Here is a 21,905-nt window from a genome sequence, read left to right as displayed (position 1 = left end):
TTGTTTTCCATTTATCTTGGAAAACAAGATAAATCATCGGCGGTGTCCCGCGTCAAGCCCGGGCGCCGTTGTCCCCCGAAGGCCCTGAGCGCCTAGAATCCAGTCCCGGACACGGCGGCGCACCGGCTCTCCGGCGCAGTCGGGGAGTGGGGAGGTGCCCGATGGAGGATCCCGCCGGATCGGCGGACCCCGCCGGCGGGGCGGAGGGGAAGCCGCCGCACGGCGGGCGCGAAGAGCTGTACCTGGACATCCAGAACGACGGACAGCGCCTGGCCGCCGGGCTCATCCGCCTGCTGCACGCGATGTCCGACGGCTCCGGGCTCAACCCCAGCGACTTCCAGTGCTACGCCCTGCTGAAGGTCGGCGGCCCGATGACCCCGGGCGAGATCGCCCGGGACCTGCGCCTGACCACCGGGTCGGTGACCGGGGTGGTCGACCGGCTGGAGGCCCGCGGCCTGGTGGTCCGCGACCGCCACCCCGAGGACCGCCGCAAGGTGGTCGTCCGCCCCGCCGTCGGCGCCGAAAGGCCCCCGGTACCCGGCGGGACGGGGATCAGGGAGGCGATGACCGCCCTGCACGACCGCTACTCGGTCGGGGAGCTGGAGGTCATCGCGGACTGGCTGTCCCGGATCGGCGCCACCCTCGACGCCCTGGCCGGGCGGTCCGTCCCCCCGGAGCCGGGCCCGGGCGGCTGACCGGCCGCCCGGCGCCGTCACCGGGGCTCCCCGCCCGTCCGCGGCTCTCGCTCGGCGGCGCGGACGATGTTGCGGGCCATCGAGCCGAACACGATGCCGTGGAAGGGGCGCACCGACCACCAGTAGAGCTGGCCGGCCAGTCCGCGCGGGTGGAACAGCGCCCGCTGCCGGTACCGGGTGCGCCCGTCGCGGACCTCGGTGCCCAGCTCCAGCCAGGCGAGTCCGGGCAGGCGCATCTCGGCGCGCAACCGCAGCAGCCGTCCCGGCTCGATCTCCTCCACCCGCCAGAAGTCCAGGGAGTCGCCGACCCGGAGCCGCCGGGGGTCGCGCCGCCCCCGCCGCAGGCCCACGCCCCCGACCGCGCGGTCGATCCAGCCGCGGGCGGCCCAGGCCAGGGGCCAGGAGTACCAGCCGTTCTCCCCGCCGATGCCCTCCACCACGCGCCACAGCGCCTCGGGGGAGGCGCGGGTCGCCCGCTCCCTGGTGTCGGTGTACAGCGAGCCGCCCGCCCAGCCGGGGTCCGTGGGCAGCGGGTCCGAGGGCGCCTTGGGCCAGGAGGCCGAGGACCACCGGGTGGCGACGTCGGCCTCGCCGATGCGCTGCAGCGCCAGGCGCAGTGCCGCGTCGGTGTCCAGGCGCTCGTGGTCCTGCAGGGCGTCGGCCAGGTCGTCCTCGCGGCAGACCACCTCGTGCCGCAGCGATTCCGCCAGCGGGCGGGCCACCGCCGCGGGGACGGGCGTGACCAGGCCGACCCACAGGCCGGACAGCCGCGGGGTGAGCACCGGGACCGGCAGGATCAGCCTGCGTCCGATGCCCGCGGCGCGGGCGAAGCGCTGGATCATGTCGGCGTAGGTGAGCACGTCGGGCCCGCCCACGTCATAGGCCCGATCGGTGCCCGGGGGCAGCCCATCGGCTCTGACCAGCAGGCGCAGCACGTCACGGACGGCGATCGGCTGCACCCGGGTGCGCACCCACCGCGGCGCGACCATCACGGGAAGGCGCTCGGTCAGGTAGCGCAGCATCTCGAAGGAGGCCGACCCCGAGCCGAGGATGACCGCGGCCTGGAGCACGACGGCGGGGACCGGGCCGTCGAGCAGGATGCGCCCCACGCGGCGCCGGGAGGCCAGGTGCGGGGAGAGCGGGCCGCGCTCGGGGGCGAGCCCTCCCAGGTAGACGATGCGCTCCACGCCGGCCTCGGCGGCCGCGTGGGCGAAGGTGCGGGCCGCCCGTGCGTCCTCTTCGGCGAAACCGCTCCCGCCGCCCATCGAGTGCACGAGGTAGTAGGCCGTCCGCACGCCCTGCAGGGCCGGCCTGAGCGAGGCGGCGTCCAGGACGTCGCCCTGCACCACCTCGACGCTCTCGCGCCACGGGTGGTCGCGCAGCCTCTCGGGGGAGCGTGCCAGGCAGCGCACCCGGCGCCCGGCCGCGAGCAGCTCGGGGACCAGCCGTCCGCCGATGTAGCCGGTGGCCCCGGTGACGAGGACGGTCACCGGTCAGCCCCCGATCCCGAAGGCCGCCGTGTACGGCGACGCCGCTCTGGCCCCATGGTGGTTCCCCCGCTCCCTCGGCCGTCGTACCCCTGACGGCAACGGTGTGTCGGTCGGGCCCCGTCGGCAAGGCGAAACGCGTTCGCAACGCTTTTCCAAGGCCAACCTTTTGAGTTCCTGCGGTCCGCCGGCGGCAGAGGAGCCGAGTGGTCCCGGCTCATGGTCGCCTGCCGGGCGCCGGGTCGGCGGAGTGCCAGGTGGAGGGCGGCGGCCGGGGAAGGCCGGCGGTCCTTGCGGCACTGCTGTCGAGCGTTCGGCGTGCGGGCGGTCACCCGAGAGGGCGGTGGCGGAACGGCGGGCGCCGCATCCGTGCCCGCGTATCGGGCGGCGGGCCGTCGGAGGGTCGGCCAGGCGCGGCATCGCGGTGCATATCGGGTGCCAGAGGGGGCTCGGGGCATCGGGAGCGGTGAGACCACCGCCTTGGGCGCCCATAGTGGTGGTCTCACCACTCCCGATGCCCGCCGCCCCGTCCGGCCGGTCGTTCGAGACAGGGCCGGCACGCCTCGTTCACCGACGGCGCACCCGGTCACGGATCGAGGGCGCGCAGGGCCTCCTCCCAGCGGGTGCGGCGGTCCGGCAGGGGCTGTTCCCACCACGGGGTCCCGCGTTCGCCGAGGCCGGTCTTGGCCGTGTGCACCCGCGCGCGGGCCCTGCGCTCGGCCTCCCGGTCGTCCGCGCGGCGCGCCGCGGCCACCGCCCGCCGCGCATCCATCAGGTGGTCCACCAGGCGGCGGCGCACGTCCTCGGGCAGCTCGGGATCGGAGGCGCGCCACCGGCGCCCCCCGATCAGGAGGTGGTGCCCGTCGTCGGACCGCTGCACGTCTGCCACCCCCCGGTGATGCCCGGGGAGCGGCGCGGCCACGCGCCCGCGGCGCTCAGAAGAGGGAGCGGAAGAGGGGTCAGGAGATCGGGCTCAGCGCCCTCCGGCGGGGCCGGGGCACCTGCATCGGGGCGGGCCCGGTCACCGACAGCACTTGGGCCGGGGCCTCGGCGTCGAGGGCGGAGACCAGGGAGGAGAGCGTCTCGGGGGACGGGGCCGGGCCCACGGGGGCCAGCTCGGCGGCCAGCCGCTGCCCCGGGGACAGATCGGCGACCGCCCGGCCCAGGGCCTCGCGGGCGCGGGACAGCCCCGCGGACAGCCCGCCGGCCGCGCAGTCCACCTCCAGGCGCTCCCAGCGGACCCCGGCCAGCTCGTGGTGGCGGACGCCGGTGACGCGCCCGTCCCCGACGGCCGCCACCGTGGCGCCCTTCGGGCCCGGCTCGCCGGAGTGGCGTCCCTGCGGGGTGCCCGGGTAGACGATCCACGGGTCCGCCGACACCACGGTCCTGCGGTGCTCGTGGCCGAGCGCCCAGTAGTCGTAGCCCATCCGTTCCAGGGCGTCCATGGCCGCCGGGGCGAACGGGACGTGCAGGACGCCCACGTTGGCCGCCCCCGGCACCGGTGCCGGCAGGCCGTGGACGGCGGCGGCGCCCGGGCGCGGGGCCGTGTCGGACCCGTGGAAGGCCAGCCCGGCGCCGTCCAGGACCACCGTGCGGGGCGCACCGGGGCCGAACCGGTGCACGTTGGGCGGCAGGGGCCAGGCCAGGCGGCCCGGGTAGGCGGTGTCGTGGGGCCCGTCGGCGACGACGACGGCCGCGTCCGCGGCGTGCAGGCGCTCGGCCTGCTCGCGCAGGCGGCGGACGGTCTCCTCGCGGTGGTGGTCGCGGTCCCACAGGTCCCCGGCGACCACCAGGGCGGCGGCGCCCTGGGCCAGGACCAGGTCGGCGAGCGGTTCGAGCACCTCGGCGGCGGCGTCGCGGGCGGTGCGCCCGGCCTCGGGCCGGCGCGGCGACAGGCCCCGCAGCGGGCCGTCCAGGTGCAGGTCGGCGGTGTGCACGAAGGTCGTCACGGCGGCCACGGTAGCCGCCCGCCGGGCCGCGGGACCGGACCCGCGGGGGACGCCCGGCGAACACCGGGCGAACACCGCGTGCGGCCCCGGTCCGCGGGCCGGCGGGTCACCGGTCCGTGGCGCCCACCAGCCAGGCGACCTTGCGGGCGGTCAGCGGGATGCTCTCGCTGGTGCCCAGGTGGACGCCGAAGGAGGCGAGGAAGGCGTGGCCGTGCTCGCGGCGCTCGCAGCCCACGTCCTCCACCGCGTACTCGGAGTCGGGGTTGCTCACCCGCAGCACGGGCGGCTCTCTGCGGATCACCCGTGTGCCGACACCGTACTTGGCCAGAGCCTCGGCCAGGCGCGAGAGCTGCTCGCTCTCGGCGGTCTCGGCGGGCGGCGGCGCCGTACGGGAACGCGCGTTCTTCTTCTTGGCCATGGCGCCTCCTCACGCTCGGACATGCCTTCACAGCACTGCCATTGTCACCCTCAGTAGCGTTACTCATCCGTAGCAACGGCCGCGACACGCCGGGCCGGTCGTGGCGGGCGCCCCCGGCGGCGGCGAAGGTGGCGGTCAGGAGCGAGGGGGAGGGGCACCGTGAAGATCGCGTTTCTCATCGTGGACCGCGACCACATCGGGGGTGTGGTCAGCGCCGTGCACAACCTGGCCGGGGCGCTCGCCGGCCGGCACGAGGTGGAGGTGGTGGCGCTGCGGCGGGCCCGGGACCGGTCCCCGTTCCCGCTCGACCCGCGGGTGCGGGTGGTGAACCTGACCGACGTGCGCCCCGAGTCGCCCACCGGCGACGCCGAGGACCCGCTGGCGGTGCAGCGCCCCCGCGTCTACCCGGACGACCCCGCGCAGAAGCCCCCCAAGGTGGGGCGCCTGGCCGAGCTCCGGCTGCTGCGCTACCTCGCCGGGACCGACGCCGACGCGGTGGTCAGCTCCAACCCGAGGATCACCGTGGTGCTCGCGCGCGCGGACGGCGGCGGCTACCTGCGCTTGGCCCAGGAGCACTCGCACCCCTGGGGCTACGCCCGCGAGGTGAAGCGGGAGCTGTACCCCGCCTACCGGGCGATGGACGCGGTCACCGTGCTCACCCCGGAGGTCGCCGAGCGCCTCCAGGCCGACACCGGCGGCGGGCACTCCATGCCCGCGGTGCCCAACTGCGTGCCCCCGGCCGGCGGGGGCGGCCTGCGCGCGGCCGGCGCCCCGTTCATCGTGACCGGGGGCGTGCTCAAGCCGCACAAGGGCTTCGACGTCCTGGTGGAGGCGTTCGCGAAGGTGAGCGGGGAGTTCCCCGAATGGGGCCTGCGCATCCACGGGGGAGGCCCGGAGAAGGCGCGGATCCGGGGCGTGATCGAGGAGCGCGGCCTGTACGAGCGGGCCCACCTGATGGGCCCGACCGAGCGCCTGCCCTGGGAACTGGCCAAGGGGGCGGTGTTCGCCCTGCCGTCCAAGCGCGAGCCGTTCGGCAACGTCCTGGTGGAGGCGATGTCGCTCGGGCTGCCCGTGGTGAGCGCCGACTGCGACCACGGGCCCCGCAACATCATCACCTCGGGCAAGGAGGGGCTGCTCGTGCCGCCCGGGGACGCGGAGGCCATGGCCGACGCGCTGCGGGTGGTGCTGGGCGACCCCCGTGCGCGCTCGGAGATGGGCGAGGCGGCGCGGATCGGGGCCGAGCGGTTCGACGAGGCGCACAGCGCGGAGCGCTTCGAGGCGGTCCTGGAGGAGGCGGCCAAGCGCCGGTCGCAGGAGGTCCAGGGGCGGGTCTCGGTCGACGGCTCCGGCGACGTCCGCATCGACCTGCACGGCGCGCCCGAGGGGTCCGAGGTGGTCCTGCACCGCCGAACCGGGGGTGCGGGCGGCGGGCGCGGGGCCGAGGCCGCCGTGTTCCCGGCGGAGGCGGGGACGGCGGTCGTCCCCCGGCTGGGCGGACCGGGCGAGGGGGAGTGGCGGGTCGCGCTCCGCCGCCCGGATGGCGCCGAGACGGCGGTCGGATGCGCCGCCTGCGACACGTCGGGCTACCTGGGGGCCCCGCGCCTGTCCCGGGAGGCGCCGGGGCTGCGGTCGCTCCTGCCGTACGTGGGCGAGGACGGCGCCCCGGCCGTGCGCAGCCGCGTGCGGACCGTGCACGCCGAGGTGCGTTCGGTGCGCACGGAGGAGGGGCGCATCACCGTGGTGGGAGAGCTGTGGGGCGCCGAGCCGGGTCCGGGGGCGCGGGTGGAGGCGGTGCGGCGGGGGAGCGGTGTGTGCGAGGCGGAGGCGCCGGCCCGGGCGGCGGGCGGGGGCGGCTTCCGCGCGGAGCTGCCCGCGCGCGTGTTCGCCTCCCGTTTCCGGGGCGAGGAGGCCATCTGGGACCTGTGGCTGCGCCCGGACGAGGGGGCCGACCGGACCGGGCTGTGCCGCCTGGACACCGACGTCCTGCGCACCACACCGGTCTTCACCCACCCGGACCTGACGGTGCCGGGCCCGCGCCGCCCCGGGGCGCGCCTGGGCCCGCTGGGCCTGCTGCGCCCGCGCCGGTGCACGGTGCGGGTGTACTTCTCCAGCGCCGACCGCCTGGCCGTCAAGGTCGTCGCGGCCCCCTGAGGCGGGCCGGAGGGGACGCCGCGACCACGGCGCCGCGGCCTGGGGAACGGCGCCGTCCCCGGAGGCCGGGGGTCCGCCCCAGGGGGCGAATCGTCCGGTGATCGCGTGTCATGGACCCGCGATGACAACGCAGAGTAGTTATATAACTACAGAAAGGATGGTGTCCGGCACCGCCGGGTCTCCGATTGGACTGCGCATGCCCGCTCTCAGCGTGATCGTCCCCGTCTACAACGTGGAGAGGTACCTGGGCGCCTGCCTCCGCTCGCTCCGCGGCCAGACCCTCACCGACCTGGAGATCGTCGTCGTCGACGACGGCTCCCCCGACGACAGCGCCCGGATCGCCGCCGAGCACGCCGGCGACGACCCCCGGGTCCGGCTCGTCCGGCAGGACAACGCCGGGCTCGGCGCGGCCCGCAACACCGGCGTCCGGCACGCGGGCGGCGACTTCCTCGCCTTCGTGGACAGCGACGACGCCGTCCCCCCGCACGCCTTCGGCACCCTGCTCGCCGGCCTGCGCGAGACCGGGTCGGACTTCGCCACCGGCAACGTGCACCGCCTCGACGAGCTGGGCACCCGCCCCTCCCCGATGCACCGCAGGATCTTCCGCGCCTCGGCCCGCGCCACCCACGTGACCCGCCGCACCACCCTGCTCACCGACCGGCTCGCCACCAACAAGCTGTGGCGGCGCGCGTTCTGGGACGCCCACCGGCTGTCCTTCCCCGAAGGGGTCCTCTACGAGGACATCGCCACCGTCATCCCGGCGCACTTCCTGGCCTCGGGGGTGGACGTGCACTCCTGCCCCGTCTACCTGTGGCGCGAGCGCCCGGGCGACGACGCCTCCATCACCCAGGACCGCCTGCACGAGCAGGGGCTGCGGGACCGCTTCCGGGCCGTGCGCGCCACCGCCGACTTCGTCGGCGGCCACTGCGGCGCCGAGGACCGCCGCCGGTGGGACGCCACCGCCCTCGGCAGCGACCTGCGCATCTTCCTGCAGCTGCTCGACGAGGCCGACGACGGCTTCCGGACGCTCTTCTGCGACCTGGCCGAGGACTACCTGGCACAGGCGCACCCGCGCGCCCTCGCCTCGCTGCCCGCCCTCGACCGGCTCAAATGGCACCTGGTGCGGCGCCGCGACATGGACCGCCTGGCGGAGGTGCTCACCTTCGACAAGAGCGCCGAGAGGCGGCGGGCCGGCGCGGTGCGGCACGGCCTGGCCTACTACGGCGACTACCCGTTCAAGGACGACCCCGCGGCCGGCGTCCCGCGGCGCGTCTACCGGCTCGGCACCGAGCTGAAGCTGCGCCAGAAGGCCGAGCGGCTCGCCTGGCAGGACGGCAGGCTGGTGGTCGAGGGCAGGGTGTGCCTCAAGCACCTGCGCCCGGTCCGCCGCTACCAGCAGTTCGTGCGCGCGCACGCCGTCGACCCCGACAGCGGGCGCCGCCTCCGGCTGCCGGTGGAGGTCTTCCAGGCCCCCGAGTTCCCGGCCGCGCCCGACGCCGTCGGGGCCCGCCTCGACTGGGGCGGCTACCGGGTGGTGGTCGACCCGCTCCGGCTGGGCGGGCGGGACGGGCGGCGCTCCGGGGAGTGGCGGATCGACCTGACCGTGGTCAACCGGGGCATCGCGCGCACGGCCGCGCTCGCCTCCCCCGCCGCGGGCGCGCCGCGCCGCCCCGAGTCCGCCCAGGTGGCGCCGGGGACCACCGCCCGGCCGGTGTGGCGGGGCGGGGGCCTGCGGGTGCTCGTGAACGCGGACCGGGCCACCGTCACCGGGCGCGCCTGCTCCGACGGGCACCTGGTGCTGGAGGGCGCGGTCGCCGCCCCGCCGCCCGGCGCGGCGCTGCGCCTGCGCCGCCTGCCGGGCGACCGGGAGGTGGAGGTGGCGCTGCGCCTGACCGAGGACGGCGCCTTCACCTGCGCCCTCCCGGTCGGCGACCTGGCCGACGGGCTGGAGGAGCGCAGGCGCGCCCCGGGCGGGCCCGTGGCCGGCGAGCGGTGGGAGGTCCGGCTGGTCGGCGAAGGCGTGGAACCGCGTGCGCTCTCCGTCGAGGGGGTGCCGGACGAGCCGCTGCTGTCCGGAACGCGCTGTGCGGCGGTGGAGCAGGACCATGCGGGCGCGGCCGTCGTGCGCGTCTCCGTCCCCCAGCCGGTCCTGCGGTCGGCCCGCTGGGAGGAGCGCGTGCTGGTCCTGGAGGGGGTGCTCCCCGGGGGCGAGGCGCTCTCGCCCGGCCCCCGCCTGGTGGTCAAGGCGAAGGGGCGGAACGAAGAGCACGCCTTCCCCTTGGCGGTCGAGGGGGCGCGCTTCCAAGCGCGCGTTCCGGTGGACGCGGTCTCCTGCTTCGGCGACACGCTTCCCCTGGCTTCGGGCTCCTACCGGCTGCACATGCGCACCGCCGGGGCCGGCGAGGGGCCGGCCGCCGGCGCAGGGGCCGCTCCGCAGGTGCCGGTGCGGGCCTCGCGCGTGCTGCTGGGCGGGCTGCCCGCCGCGGACGACTCCCCGGAGTGCCCGGCGGTGCTCGACGCCGCCGACGCCACCACGCCGGTCCTCACCGTCGGCCCGGCCCTGCTCCCGGAGGAGCGGGGCTCGCGGGCGCAGAAGCGGCTGCGGGAGGAGGCCTACCCGGCCATGCGGGAGCTGCGGGTGCGTTCGCAGGTGCTCTTCGACAGCTACTCGGGCAAGCAGTTCTCCGACAGCCCGCGCGAGGTCTTCGAGGAGCTGCGGCGCCGGCGCTCCTCGGCGCCGTCGCTGTGGCTGGTCCGGGACCGGCAGGTGCGGACGCCTCCGGCGGTGCGGCCGGTGCCGCACGGGAGCCGGGAGTACTTCGAGGCGCTGGCGACCTCGGAGGTGGTCGTCACCAACGCCCACCTGCCGTCGTGGTTCGCCAAGCGCGAGGGCCAGACCGTGGTGCAGACCTGGCACGGGTCCATGCTCAAGCGGATCGGGTTCGACATCGAGCGGGTGCGCTTCGCCGCCCGCGGCTACCACGAGCGGCTCGCCCGGGAGGTGGCCCAGTGGGACTACCTGGTCTCGCCGAGCCCCTGGGCCACGCCCATCCTGCGCCAGGCGTTCCGGTTCGAGGGGACGGTGCTGGAGACCGGGTACCCGCGCAACGACATCTTCCACTCGCCCGAGCGCGAGGAGACGGCCCGCGCGGTGCGCGCACGGCTGGGGCTGCCCGAGGGCAAGAAGGCGGTGCTGTACGCGCCCACGTGGCGGGACGACAGGTTCTACTCGCCGGGGCGGTACAAGCTGGACCTGCGGCTGGACATCGAGCGGATGCGCGACGCGCTGGGGGACGGGCACGTTCTGCTCGTGCGCCGCCACCCCAACATCGTCGACCGGGTGCCCGGCGCGGGCGACGGGTTCGTCGTGGACGTGTCGGCCTATCCGGAGGTGCAGGAGCTGTTCCTGGTGGCGGACGTTCTGGTCACCGACTACTCGTCGCTGATGTTCGACTTCGCCAACACCGGGCGGCCGATGCTCTTCTACACCTACGACCTGGAGGAGTACCGGGACCGGCTGCGCGGCTTCTACTTCGACTTCGAGGAGGTCGCGCCAGGTCCGCTGATCCAGGACCAGGACGGCCTGGTGGAGGCGGTGCGGGCCGCCGACGCCGTGCGGTCGCAGTACAGCGACCGGTACGCGGCCTTCGTGGACCGGTTCTGCCCCCTCGACGACGGCAAGGCGGCCGCGCGGGTCGTGGACGCCGTCTTCGGCGACCTCCACGGTACCGCCGGTACCGCCGGTACCGGCGGCACCGGCGGCACCGTCGGCACCGGCGGCACCGTCGGCACCGCCGGTACCGGGGCGTCGGTGCCGGCACCGACGCCCCGACAGGAGACCCCTGCCCCCGATCTGGAGGAAGCGGGACCGGGAAGCACCTGACCCCGTCCGGCAGCGGAGCGACCGGGGTCCCCGGGTGTTCGCGGGCAGGGCAGGGCGGCGGACCGGTGGCGCCGGTTCCTGTTCTCCGGCGGTGTCCGGACGGTGTGCCGAGGGCGTCGCCGTCCGGGCGCCCCCGTGGCCCGGCGGACGCACCGCCGCCATGGGCCCGGTCGAACGCGCCACCGTCGGCCGCGAGCGCTTCATCGCCTCCGCCGAGGGCCGACGCCCCGGGAGGCGAAGAGGCGGGGCGGTCCCCCGGCTCCCGGTCGGCCGCAGGGCCGCCGGGGCCCGGGCAGAGGCGGCGACACGGGAACAGCGGGACCCCGCTCGGGGCTGCTTGCCGGGCGCCGGGTCGCCGGGGTGCCGGGCGGAGGGCGGCGACGACGGGGCGGGGCGGTTCCCCGGCCTGGGCTGTCGGCCGCCGGGCCTCTCGCGGTACCGGAACAGCGGCGACGACCGGACGGCCAGTGCCCCGCTCCGGCCTGCTTGCCGGGTGGCGGGGCCCTTCGGTGCCAGGGGTGACGGCGGCGACGAGAGGGCGGGGCGGTTCCCCGGTGTCGCCGGTCGGCCGCCGGGCCTTCCGCGGTACCGGGAGATGGCAGCGACGACGGCCCCGGCTGGTGCCCCGCTCGGGGCTGCTTGCCGGGCGCCGGGCCGCCGGGGTGCCGGGGGGGGATGGCGGCGACGACGAGGTGGGGCGGTTCCCCAGGTGTCGGCTGTCGGCCGCCGGTTGGTCGGTGGTGCGGGGGACGGCGGGTGCCCCGCTCACGCCGGTCGGCCGGGCGGCGGGCCGCCGGGGTGCCAGGGGGATGGGCAGCGACGAGAAGGGGCCCGTTCCTCAGGGGCGGCGGTCGGCAGCCGGTCGTGTCCGCTGGCGTGGTGGAGCTCTGCGGGCCCCGGCCGCCCCCCCCGGGGGCACTGCCTGCCGCCCGTATCGACGCCCCCGTTGATCTCGGGAGAGTCGGGGTAATACCGGCGAGTATTACCCCGACTCTCCCGAGATCAACGGCGAGGAGAGGGGCGCGCACCCGGGGCGGGGCTGCCGGTCGCGCCGCAGCGGTGGCACCGCTCGGAAGGGCGCGGCCGACAGTTCCACCACGCCGGCGGACACGGGCCGACCGCATGACAGCGTCCATCCCACCGACCCGACGGAAACCTCGGCAATGGGGGCGGAGCCGTGCTCCGCCCCCTGCGCGGCTATTCGACGTGCGTGCGCGGTCCGCCCGTGTGCCGCCCGGCCGAGGGCCCTTCGGAGGGGCGGATCACTGCCCCTTCCGTTTCCTCCGGGCCTTCCACCGGGCCGCCCCCGGGACGGGGGGCAGCCGCCGTCGCAGGGCCCGGACGACGCGCACCGGGGCGTGCTCGATCGCGGTGCCGCCGCGGCTGTCCGGGCCGGCCGTGGCGTAGACCGGCAGCCCGCCCCTCCACCAGCGGCGGCGGAGGAGCGGCCCGGGGCACCCGGGCAGGGTGCGGACCGCTTCCTCTCCGCCGGTCTCCACCTCCACCCGCCAGCGGCCGAACGGCAGGCGGTCGCGGCCCGCGAGGGGGACCGCCGCGGTGAATCGCAGCCCCGCCGCCGTGCGGGCGGCGGTCACGGGGAGCTCCACCGGGTCGCCCCCGCCCTTCGGGAGCAGGCGGACCGCCACCTCCTCCGGTGCGGCCTCCGGAGCGCGCACGGTCCCCGTCACCTCGAACCGGGAGCGGCCCGGCAGCCAGCACAGCGACACCTCTCCCACCGGCGGGTCCGCGGCCGCGTCCGCGGGGTCGACCCGGACCGCCAGGTGGCCGCCGTCGGTGTAGTACGGGCGCGCCCGGACCGTGCCGCCCGTGCCGCCCGCGGCGACGGCCGAGGTCGACGGGTAGGGGCAGGCCCGCTTCCAGTCGGCCGTGCCGAGCAGGCAGCGGCCCACCAGGTGCTCACCCCGCCCGGTGCGCAGCCGGACGTCCCAGATCACCCCTTCCGCCGTCCTGCTTTCCACGGGAGCCGGACCCGCCTTGGCGAGGGCGTCGACGGGCACCCGGGCGCGGAAACGGCCCGCGGCGTCCACCGGGCACGGCAGGCGGACCCCGGCACCGCGGGAGCCGCGCACGCCCAGCACCAGATCGGCCTCCAGGTCGGGCGCGGTCGCCCCCAGCACGATCCCCGACACCGTGATCCGGTCGGCGGCCACCGCCACCTCACCCGCCTCGGCGAACCGGTCCGCGTGCCGAGCGGCGATCCGGAGCCGCCCGTCCGGGCCGCGCTCGGGCAGCGCCACCGCCAGCCGCTTCACCGCGCGCGGGTCGTGGGGTGCCGAACGCAGGTCGACCAGGGTCGCGGGGACGGGGGTGAGCGGTTCGGCGTCCTCGCCGGGCGTGTCCGGGGCGTCCGACCGGAGCACGTCCCACCGTGTGGTGCCCTCGGGGAAGTCCCGGGGGTCCAGGTGGACCGTCCGCGCGCCCTCCGGGCACAGCCGCCGCTCCGCGCGCTTGGCGGCCCCGGCCCCGACCGGGCGCAGCACCACGAGGCCCGGGGGAGTGGCGAAGCCCAGCTCCACCACCCCGTCCCCGCCCACGGTGGCGGTGCAGTCGTCCGGGGCGGCCCGCCGGACCGGGACCGGCCGCCGGTGCCGCCCGCCCCCGGACCGGGTGGCCGCGCCGCCCTCACTCTTCGTGCCGGTCAGGTCCTGGAACAGCGCCTCGTGCACGCGCGCCACCGCCTCGGGGGAGTAGCGCTCGGAATTGCGCAGCGCCGCCGCGCCCATCCGCGCCCGCAGCCCGTCGTCGCCCATCAGGCGGTCCAGCCCCCGGGCGAGCGCGTCGGGGTCCTCATTGGCCACGAGCAGCCCGTCCTCGCCCTGCCGCACGATCTCCGCCGGGCCGTGCGGGCAGTCCGACGACAGCACCGGAACCCCCGTCCGCATCGCCTCCACCAGGATCATCCCGAACGGCTCGTCCCGGGAGGGCACCGCGCACAGCGAGGCCATCGGCCACACCTCGTCCATCCGCGGGTGCGCCCCCATCATGAACGCGCGGTCCTCCAGCCCGAGCGCGTGGACCTGCCGGCGCCGCGCCTCCAGCCCCCGCCCCCGGCCGAAGACCCGCACCGTCCAGTCGGGGTGGTCGGGCGCCACCCGGGCGAAGGCCTCCAGCAGCAGGTCGAAGCCCTTCATGCCGGTGACCCGCCCCGCGGCGACGACGCTCGGCGGCCCGGCGCCCTCCGAGCGCAGCGCCGGGGCGGGCACGCAGTTGGGCACCGCCTGCACCCGCACCCCCGGCAGGCGCATGCGGGACCGGTAGGTCCGGGCGTCGGTCTCGGTCACCGGGCAGACCGCGTCCAGGCGCCGGTAGTCGCGGGCCATGACGCGCAGCAGCGCGCGGTCGTACATCCCGTACGTCAGGTGCTCCTGCCCCACCACGGCCGCGCCTTCGGGTCTCAGGCGGGCCAACAGGACGTTGATGCCCGCGCGCGTGCCCACCACGACGTCGGGCGCGGACTGTCCGAGGTGGTCGGCGATCAGTGCGTCGGTGCGCGCGCTGTGCTTGCCGTAGAGCTTCTCCTCCTCGGGGTAGAGCGCCGACGGCCGGTCGGCCCCGGGCCCCGGCGGCTCGCGAAGGTCGACCAGCCACGACACCTAGACTCCGGGACCCACGGGCAGCACCGGGTCGTCCCGGTGCCGGAACAGTGACACGATCTCGACGCGGTGCCCCAGGGCGGCCATGGCCTCGGCCTGGTTGACCACCGTGCGGATGGTCCCTCCGATCCCGTAGAGCGTGTGCAGCAGGTAGGCGATCTTCACGTGTCTCCCCCTTTCGGATCGAGGCGGCGAAGCCCCTCTCCTCTACGACTGACCGCTAGAGCTCCCAAGGCGGCGCGAGGGGGAAGTAGTTCTCCAGAAACGCGCCCATGAGCCTGATCTGCTCGGCGCGGGGGACATGGTCGGGGGGCGCGTCGGTGAGGCAGAACGCCTCTTGCTTGCGCTGGAGCAGGGATTCCAGCTTCCGGTGCTGGCCCGGGTCGCCCAGGTCCACATAGGTGTAGGCGACCGATCCCGGCCAGGCGCGCCCCGTCAGGTGCGCGTAGTAGTGGTGCAGGGGCACGGGCGAGAGGTCGGTGGGGCCCCGGAAGCGCGCGGCGGCGGTGGCCGCGAACTCCTCGGGGAAGCGCTCCTCCAGCTCTTGGAGCACCGACCGCCGCAGCGCGTAGGGCGCGTGGCGCATCGCGAAGACCGGGGCCCGGCCGAACGCCCGCTCCAGCAGGGCCCGGTTGTTCTTCTGCGCGGCGAAGAACGCGGGCTCCTCCGCGGACGGGGCGCCGAACGGGACCGCCGTGGCGGAGGGGAAGAACCGCGGTGCCCCGTTCCCGGCGAAGAACGCCTCCGGACCCACCGGCCGCCCGAGGAACATGTCGTCGTTGAGGTACAGGAAGTGCTCGGCGAGGCCGGGGATGCGGTGCAGCCGGGACTCGATGGCGTGCGAGTTGAACGTGGGCAGGTCGGCCGGGGCGAACACCTCCCGGTGGTCGACCACCCGCACGTCCGGGTGCGCGGCGTCCAGCCAGGGCGGCACCTGGTCGTCGGTGACCACGTGGACCCGGCGCACCCACGGCGCGAACATCGCGATCGAGCGCAGCGTGTAGCGCAGCTCCTCCGCGCCGGAGAAGCGGTTCTCCAGGGCCCCGTCGGCCCCGCCGCCCCCGCCGTGCCCGGCCAGCGCCGCCGAGAACCGGCGCCGCCAGGCCGGGTCGGTGCCGTCCACCCAGGTGACCACGGCGTCGACGGGCACGTCCACGTCGTCCACCAGCGGCCGGGCGAAGGGCTCCAGCGTCGGGTACTCCCGCCCGGCGAAGCGGGTGCGCACGCGCGCGCCCAGCGCGGCCGCCTCCACCCGGTCCCCGGCGGCGCACCCGTGCGGGGCCACCAGCTCCCGGCCGCCGGACGCCGGGTCCGGGTCCCAGAACTCCAGGTCGGCGCCGTAGGCCTCGCCGTAGCGCAGCGTCCGCCCGGAGGTGAGGACCGGGCGGAACACCCGCACCCCGGACGAGGCGGCCAGGGACGGGCACATCGGCAGCGGCACCGGTTGCGGCAGCGGGCCGCGCGGCCGGATCGGCCGGGCGTACGCGGGGGGCTCGGCCCCCGGGGCGCCGAGCGCGCCCGCCAGCGCGGACAGGGCGTCGGCGCGCAGGTCGCCGGGGACCATCACCCGCGGGTTGCGGCCCCGGTGGCGGACGAGCGCGTTCGGCACGCCGACGCGCTCCAGCGCGTCGACGACCAGGTCGAGGTTGGCGCGCACCGCCTGGCGGGGGAACAGGTCGTCGCGCACCTCGGCCAGTCCGCCGCCCGAACGCACCAGGTGCGGGCGGTCGCGCCGCCACTCGGCCTCGCAGGCGTCGGCGCCCTCGGCCTGGGGAAGCGTCCCCTCCCAGGGCACCGCCCGCAGCGCCGGCCCCCGCACCGCCCGCGCCGCCTCGTACCGGGCGGCGCGCTCCGCGCGGGCCGCGGCCCGCTCCTCGGGGGAGACCTCCAGGAGCTCGCCGTAGAGCCGCTCCCAGCGCGCCGCGATCCGCTCGGGGGCGAACCGCTCCGCCCCCTGCACGGCCGACCGCCCCATCCCGGCGCGCAGCGCGTCGTCCTCCATCAGCTTGCCCAGGCAGGTCGCCAGGCCGCCGACGTCCTCGGGGGCGGCCAGCAGCCCGTCCACACCGTGCCGCACGACCTCGGCCGGGCCGGTGGGGCAGTCGTAGGCGACGGCCGGGACGCCCGCGGCCAGCGCCTCGGTCAGGACCAGCCCGAACGCCTCGGTCCGCGAGGGGAGCAGGCAGATCGCGGCCCGGGCCCACTCGGCGGCCATGTCGGCGGTGGGCCCGGCGAACTCCACCCGGCCGTGCAGGTCGTTCCCGGCGGCCAGGGCGCGCAGCCGGGGCAGCTCCGGGCCCTCGCCGCAGATCCGCAGCCGCCAGCCGGGGTGGTCGTCGGCGACCTGCGCGAACGCCCGGACCGCGTCGTCGACCCCCTTCTCGGGGACCAGGCGGCGCGCCACCAGCACCGTTCCAGAGTCCAGGGACGAGCGCGGCACCGGGCCGGCGGGGGCCGCGTTGGGGATCGCCTCCAGGCGCGGGGCGGCCGGCCCCAGCGTCTCGGCCAGCCACGCCCGGGACGGTTCGGTGAGCGCCACCAGGGCGTCCACCCGGGGCGCGAACGGCAGCAGTGGCTCGCCGGTCGGGCCGCGCAGCTCGGGGATCCGGTGCTCCTGGGCGACGAGCACGGCGCCGGGCGGGGCCAGCGGGGCGGCCAGGGCCGTCAGCGCCGGGCTGGTGGTCACCAGCACGTCGGTGTCCAGGTGCGGCAGCGCGCGGGCCGCCTCGATGTCGCACAGCCGGTCGTAGGCCGGCTCCCAGCGCGGGTCGACCAGCTCGCTGTCCCGGCCGGCCAGCTCCCGGCAGGCCGCCTCGTCCAGGCCCGTGGGCCGGGCCGGCCGCCGGACCGGGCCGCGGGCGTCCACCAGGTGGCGCACCCGCACCCGCGGGTCGACGCCGAAGAACGGGGCGTCGGCGGTGCGCAGCACGCTGAGCACCTCGGTGCGGTGCCGCCCGGCGAGGGCGGCGGCCTGGGAGAAGGCGGCCATCTCGGTGCCGCCCATGGCGTCGGCCCAGGTCACCAGGTATGTGATCTTCATGCGTCTCCTCCCGGGGGTGCGGGGGCGGGCAGCGGTCGGACCCCGGCCACCAGCGCGGTCCCGCCGCCGGGGAGCGGGCCGTCGTGGAAGACGCGCACGCGCAGCGGGGGCGCCCCGCGCCCGGTGCGCACCGTCGCGTCGGGCACCGGAAGGGCGGCGCGGGGGCGCTCCAGGTCGGTGCGGGGCAGGCCGACCGTGAGGTCGGCGCCCGAGGCGGGGCGGAAGCGCACCACCCAGCGGACCTCGTCGGTGCCGCCGCAGGAGCGCGCCATCCGCTCCAGCGGCAGGTCCAGGGCGAACGCGGTCCCGCGCGGGTCGGGGCGGCGGTCGGGGTGCACCGGCAGCTCGGTCCGGTGCCGCCGCGCGCGCAACAGGCACGCGGGTTCGCCCTCCAGGCCCTGGAGGAGGCCTTCCACCCGCACGCCGTGCGGGCGCACGTGCACCTGCTCCACCCGTGCGGCGGGGGCGGGCGGGCCGATCCTCACCGTGGCCCGGCCCCCGGGGCCCGCCTCAAGAGCGAGCCCGGGGGCCTCGGTCGGGCGGACGTCGTCGGGCGCCTGGAGGCAGAACGCACGGCTCCCCAGGCGTCCGTACACGATGAACCGCACCGTCCACACGCCCGGCTCCAGGCGCACGGCGGCCAGGTCCGACGGGACGGGGGCGCCCTGCGCGTCCGGGGCGACCAGGGCGGCCGTCGCGCGCACGCCCCAGCGCCCCTCGGAGGCCGGGTAGACGTCGGCGGGCAGACGCACGGTGGTCCCCCGCGAGCGCAGCTCCAGGGCGGCCCCGCGGGGCGGATCGAACCCGGGCGGCACGGCGGCCGCGTTGAGAGCGGATCCCGCGAGCAGGAGCAGCTCCGGGCGGAGCACACTTGATCCGGGGATCACACCGACTCCGGTTCGAGGACCGCGGACGCCTCCGGGCCGGTGGAGGCCGCCTCTCCCGGGGCCGGCGCCGCGGGCAGGGGCCGCTCCATGGAGGAGGGGAACGGGAAGCGCTCCTCCAGCACCCGGTGCAGCGCGCGCGTGGCGGCCCGCTCGTCCTCCTCGTCCACGGGCACGGTGTCGTTCAGGCACACGGTGTCGTACGAGCGCCCGGCCAGCAGCCGCTCCAGGCGGGCGGCGGCCCCGCCGGTGTCGGCCAGGTCGACGTAGGCCGAGCGGATCCTGCCCTGCACAGCGCGCCCGGTCAGCAGGGCGTAGGTGTGGTGCAGGGAGGAGGCCACCGACACGTCCGTGGTCGTGCGGAAGCGCGAGGCGGCGGTGCGGGCGACGGCGTCCGGGAAGCGCTTCTCCAGCTCCCGCATCACCTCCTTCACGTGGGCGAAGGGGGCGTGCTTGTACTTCTGGGCGGCGGCGCGGCCGAACTCCTCCCACAGCAGTCGCCGGTTGTTCTTGGCCGCCGCGTCCACCGCCCGCTCCTGCGGGGACGCCTCGCCCAGCCCGAACTGGAAGGGCGAGGGGAACACCTTGGCGATGCCGTTGGGGTGGAAGAACAGGGCGGGGGTGACCGGCCGCGCGAACAGGACGTCGTCGTTGAGGTAGAGGTAGTGCTCGCTGAGGCCCTCGATCCGGTGCAGCCGCGTCTCGATGGCGTGCGAGTTGAACACCGGCAGGTCCGCACCGGGCCCGAAGACCTCGCGGTGGTCCACCAGGCGCACCCGCGGGCAGGAGGTGTCCAGCCAGGCGGGGCGCTGGCCGTCGGTGACGATGTACACGGTGCGCACGAAGCCGGCGAACATCTCCAGCGAGCGCAGCGCGTAGCGCAGCTCCTCGCGGTCGGTGAACCGGGAGCGCGCGGTCCCGTCCGGCGGGGCGGCTCCGGCCGCGGCAAGGTGGCGGTCCCGGCGCGCCGCCCAGGCCGGGTCGGCGCCGTCCACCCAGGTGAAGACGGCGTCGACGGGGAAGTCCACGTCGTCGGGCAGGGGGCGGGCGAACGCCGGGAACGTGGGGTGCTCCCGCCGGCCGGCGCGGATCCGGGCGGGTGTGCGCTCGGCGGGCGGGAGCACGTCCGAGACGCGGTTGCGGCGCGGGGCGACCAGGGTGCCGGGGACGGGGTGCTCGGGCAGCGGGGCGCGCAGCCGGGACCGCACACGGGCGTCGTCCGGGGCGTGGGGCCCGGCGGGGGCCTCGCGCCAGAACTCGATCACGCACCCGTGCTCGGGGCCGGCCACCACCTGGGCGCCGGGCCCGGCGACGAACATCCCCACGCGTACCGCCCCGGCGCCGCGCAGCCGGCGCGCACAGCGGCGGGAGGCCAGGGGGCGCAGGTAGTCGCGCGGGTCCTTGCGCAGGGCCGCGGCGTACAGGGCCTCGCCGGCGCCCGCGGCGGCGAGCAGGTCCAGCACGCGGTCGCGGTCGCCCTCGTGCACCCCGACGGTGTACTCGCCGGGGGCCCGCCCGTTGACCATGAAGTAGTCGATGCCGGCGCCCTCAAGGAGGTCGGCGCACCGTTCCAGGGCCCGGAGGGCGAGCGCGCCGGTGCTGAACGGGCCGGTCCACCGGTGCGCCAGCACGGGGCGGCCGCGGTGCAGCGCCGGGACCAGGCGGTCGTCGGCCTCCAGCAGCGCCTTCCAGCGCAGGGCCAGAGGGCCGGTGCGGGCACCGGCGGGGAGCCGGTGCAGTGCGGCGGTCGTGCCCCGCCTCAGCCTCCGTGCGAGCGGCGTGGTGATGGATTCCAGCAAGGCAGGCGCCCCCTTGGCCGTATCGGTCCGGTACGGCTGCGCGGAGGGAAGGCGCAGCACATGGGTGCTCGTCTTCTTCGCGTGAGGGGCGCAAAGATCCGGTATGCGGTTGTCCTGTGCGCAGGACGGCCTGCGGCCGCCCTTGGTCCTCCACCGGTGTGCGGGCCGAGGCGCGCCCCGGGGACCCCCGCCGAGCCCGGTGGAAACACGTCGTAGCGGGGTCGACACGGGCAGTCTTGCGTAAAGCGGAGGTGATCTGTCGGTGACACGCCGCTCCAGGGCGGTTCAACCCCAGGTCAGGGCTGTGCGGTCGCTGGGCGGGGACGTCGCCCCCGATGGGCGGGTCCGCCTACCTGTACTGACCACCGAGGTCGGATACGGCCCGGCTGCGATTCGACAGTGAGAGAGGGCCTCCGACATAGGTGTGGACTGTCGGGATCACCACCTGAGGAAGGTCAGGAGGCCCTCCGTGGCCCACACGGCCCGCGCCAACGCCGAATCGGCCCCCGAGGGGCGTGCCTGGCTCCGCCCCGCTGCGTCGTCGAGGACGGACGGCCTTTGTGTAGGGGGCCGCCGAACGCTTCCGCACCGCGCCCGAGAGGTGCACCGGCGCCGCCGCCTGCCGGAGTGCCCCGGCGAACACGCCGTTCCTGTCTCCCCGCCGCCCTGCCACAGGAGCCGGTAGGCGCGCCGCACGGCGGCGAGTGCGCTGAGGACGGCGGACCGGAGCGGACTCGACGACCAACGCCTGTGCCGTCGGCCGACGGCACAGGCGCGATCAGGGGGAGTGCGGCCCAGGTGCGGCCGGGCCGGGTGGGCGTCCGGCGGACGCCGCCCTACAGCTCCTCCACCCACGCCCCCCGGTGCATCACCGAGGCGACGGACAGGTCCTCGTCGAGCACCAGCAGGTCGGCGCGGTAGCCCGGCCTCAGCTCGCCGACGCCCTCGATCCCCAGGGCCCTGGCCGGGACCGCGGTGGCCGAGCGGGCCGCGGTCTCCAGGTCCACGCCGTCCACGGTCTCCACCGTGCGGCGGATCGCGTCGGGGAGCACGATGGTGCTGCTGGCGATCGTCCCGTCCGCCAGGCGGGCCTCGCCCCCGCTCACCCACACGTGCAGCTTGCCCAGGGTGTACTCGCCGTCGCCCAGCCCGGTCGCCGCCATCGCGTCGGTGACCAGGGTGATCCGGTCGCCCCCGGCCGAGGCGAAGGCCACCTCCGCCGCCGCCGGGTGGACGTGCACGCCGTCGTTGATCAGCTCGACGGTGACCCGGTCGTCGGTCAGCGCCGCCCCGATCGGCCCCGGCTCGCGGTGGTTGAACGGCCGCATCGCGTTGTACAGGTGGGTGGCCACCGTCGCCCCCGCGTCGAATGCGGCCCGCGCCTGGTCGTAGGTGGCCTCGGTGTGGCCCACCGCCACGGTCACGCCCTGCGAGGCGGCCGCGGCGACCAGCTCCCGCGCGCCCGGCAGCTCCGGGGCGACCGTGATCATCTTCAGGTGGCCGCGGGAGGCCTTGAGTAGCGCGTCGAACTCGGCGGTGTCGGGGTCGCGGAGCAGCGCGGGGTCGTGCGCACCGTGCTTGTTCACCGAGATCCAGGGCCCCTCCAGGAACATGCCGGCGATCAGCCCTTCCTCGGTCAGGTCGGCCAGCGCCCGCACCTGCTCCAGGGTGTCCTCCGGCGTCGCCGCGACCAGCCCGCCGACCAGGGTGGTCACCCCGTTCCCGCGGTTGAACTCCACGATCGAGCGGAGCCGCTCGGGGTCGGTCTCGGTGAACGCGGCCCCGGCTCCGCCGTGGATGTGGGTGTCCACCGTTCCGGGGATCACGGTGCGCCCGCCCGCGTCGACGGACCCGCCCGGCCCGCTCGGCGGTGTCCCGGGGCCCAGGTCGGCGATGGCCCCGTCCTCGGTGCTCAGCCACCCGTCGACGAAGCCGTCGGGGGTGAGCAGCCGTGCGTTGGTCAGGGTCGTCCGGCTCGCGCCCAT

Annotated in this window: 13 protein-coding genes; 3 read left to right on the top strand and 10 right to left on the bottom strand. The window is 76.7% G+C overall.

All coding sequences use genetic code 11. The features are described 5' to 3' along the window. The first annotated feature begins 161 nt into the window (after positions 1-161). Positions 162-695 carry a MarR family winged helix-turn-helix transcriptional regulator gene (locus tag C892_RS0119030; RefSeq protein ID WP_017558475.1) on the top strand — a complete coding sequence of 178 codons (534 nt, stop codon included), beginning with the start codon at positions 162-164 and terminating at the stop codon, positions 693-695. Between the two features lie 17 nt (positions 696-712). Here the strand turns inward: C892_RS0119030 and C892_RS0119025 are convergent, their stop codons facing one another. From C892_RS0119025 to C892_RS0119010, 4 genes are all read right to left on the bottom strand, one after another. Continuing rightward, entirely contained in the window at positions 713-2,185 is a 1,473-nt protein-coding gene (locus C892_RS0119025) for an SDR family oxidoreductase (protein ID WP_017558474.1), read from the bottom strand. Between the two features lie 583 nt (positions 2,186-2,768). Beyond that, positions 2,769-3,071, bottom strand: coding sequence for a hypothetical protein (locus tag C892_RS0119020; RefSeq protein ID WP_026124483.1), 303 nt, complete (start codon positions 3,069-3,071; stop codon positions 2,769-2,771). 70 nt (positions 3,072-3,141) lie between these two features. After that, the gene (locus C892_RS0119015) at positions 3,142-4,131 is read right to left on the bottom strand and encodes a metallophosphoesterase family protein (protein WP_017558472.1); all 990 of its coding nucleotides are present in this window, start codon (positions 4,129-4,131) and stop codon (positions 3,142-3,144) included. Positions 4,132-4,237: 106 nt separating this feature from the next. Further along, complete coding sequence (locus C892_RS0119010) at positions 4,238-4,549, bottom strand: hypothetical protein (protein WP_017538470.1); 312 nt, start codon at positions 4,547-4,549, stop codon at positions 4,238-4,240. Positions 4,550-4,708: 159 nt separating this feature from the next. Between C892_RS0119010 and C892_RS0119005 the strand changes: the two genes are divergently transcribed. Together C892_RS0119005 and C892_RS0119000 are read left to right on the top strand one after the other, a co-directional pair. Then, positions 4,709-6,700 carry a glycosyltransferase gene (locus C892_RS0119005; protein ID WP_017558471.1) on the top strand — a complete coding sequence of 664 codons (1,992 nt, stop codon included), beginning with the start codon at positions 4,709-4,711 and terminating at the stop codon, positions 6,698-6,700. A 196-nt stretch (positions 6,701-6,896) separates the two neighbouring features. Further along, on the top strand, positions 6,897-10,583 hold the full coding sequence (locus C892_RS0119000; RefSeq protein WP_017558470.1) for a bifunctional glycosyltransferase/CDP-glycerol:glycerophosphate glycerophosphotransferase: 3,687 nt from the start codon (positions 6,897-6,899) through the stop codon (positions 10,581-10,583). A 1,262-nt stretch (positions 10,584-11,845) separates the two neighbouring features. On the opposite strand, the gene C892_RS29210 is transcribed toward C892_RS0119000, so the two are convergent. The 6 genes from C892_RS29210 to nagA all read right to left on the bottom strand — a co-directional run bounded on the left by C892_RS29210 (position 11,846) and on the right by nagA (position 21,905). Then, complete coding sequence (locus C892_RS29210) at positions 11,846-14,197, bottom strand: glycosyltransferase (protein WP_017558469.1); 2,352 nt, start codon at positions 14,195-14,197, stop codon at positions 11,846-11,848. Continuing rightward, positions 14,198-14,362 carry a hypothetical protein gene (locus C892_RS32330; protein ID WP_017558468.1) on the bottom strand — a complete coding sequence of 55 codons (165 nt, stop codon included), beginning with the start codon at positions 14,360-14,362 and terminating at the stop codon, positions 14,198-14,200. A 55-nt stretch (positions 14,363-14,417) separates the two neighbouring features. Continuing rightward, positions 14,418-17,237, bottom strand: a complete 2,820-nt coding sequence (locus C892_RS0118990; protein WP_017558467.1) for a stealth family protein — start codon at positions 17,235-17,237, stop codon at positions 14,418-14,420. Beyond that, on the bottom strand, positions 17,234-18,124 hold the full coding sequence (locus C892_RS0118985; RefSeq protein ID WP_239647442.1) for a hypothetical protein: 891 nt from the start codon (positions 18,122-18,124) through the stop codon (positions 17,234-17,236). Before C892_RS0118985 ends, C892_RS0118990 begins: the two co-directional genes overlap by 4 nt. Further along, positions 18,121-19,920, bottom strand: a complete 1,800-nt coding sequence (locus C892_RS0118980; protein ID WP_239647441.1) for a stealth family protein — start codon at positions 19,918-19,920, stop codon at positions 18,121-18,123. The genes C892_RS0118985 and C892_RS0118980 overlap by 4 nt, the downstream gene beginning before the upstream one ends. A gap of 836 nt (positions 19,921-20,756) precedes the next feature. Continuing rightward, positions 20,757-21,905, bottom strand: coding sequence for an N-acetylglucosamine-6-phosphate deacetylase (nagA, locus tag C892_RS0118975; RefSeq protein WP_017558464.1), 1,149 nt, complete (start codon positions 21,903-21,905; stop codon positions 20,757-20,759).

The organism is Nocardiopsis baichengensis YIM 90130 (assembly GCF_000341205.1).
GTDB lineage: Bacteria > Actinomycetota > Actinomycetes > Streptosporangiales > Streptosporangiaceae > Nocardiopsis_A > Nocardiopsis_A halophila.
This window is presented reverse-complemented; position numbering and strand designations above follow the sequence as displayed.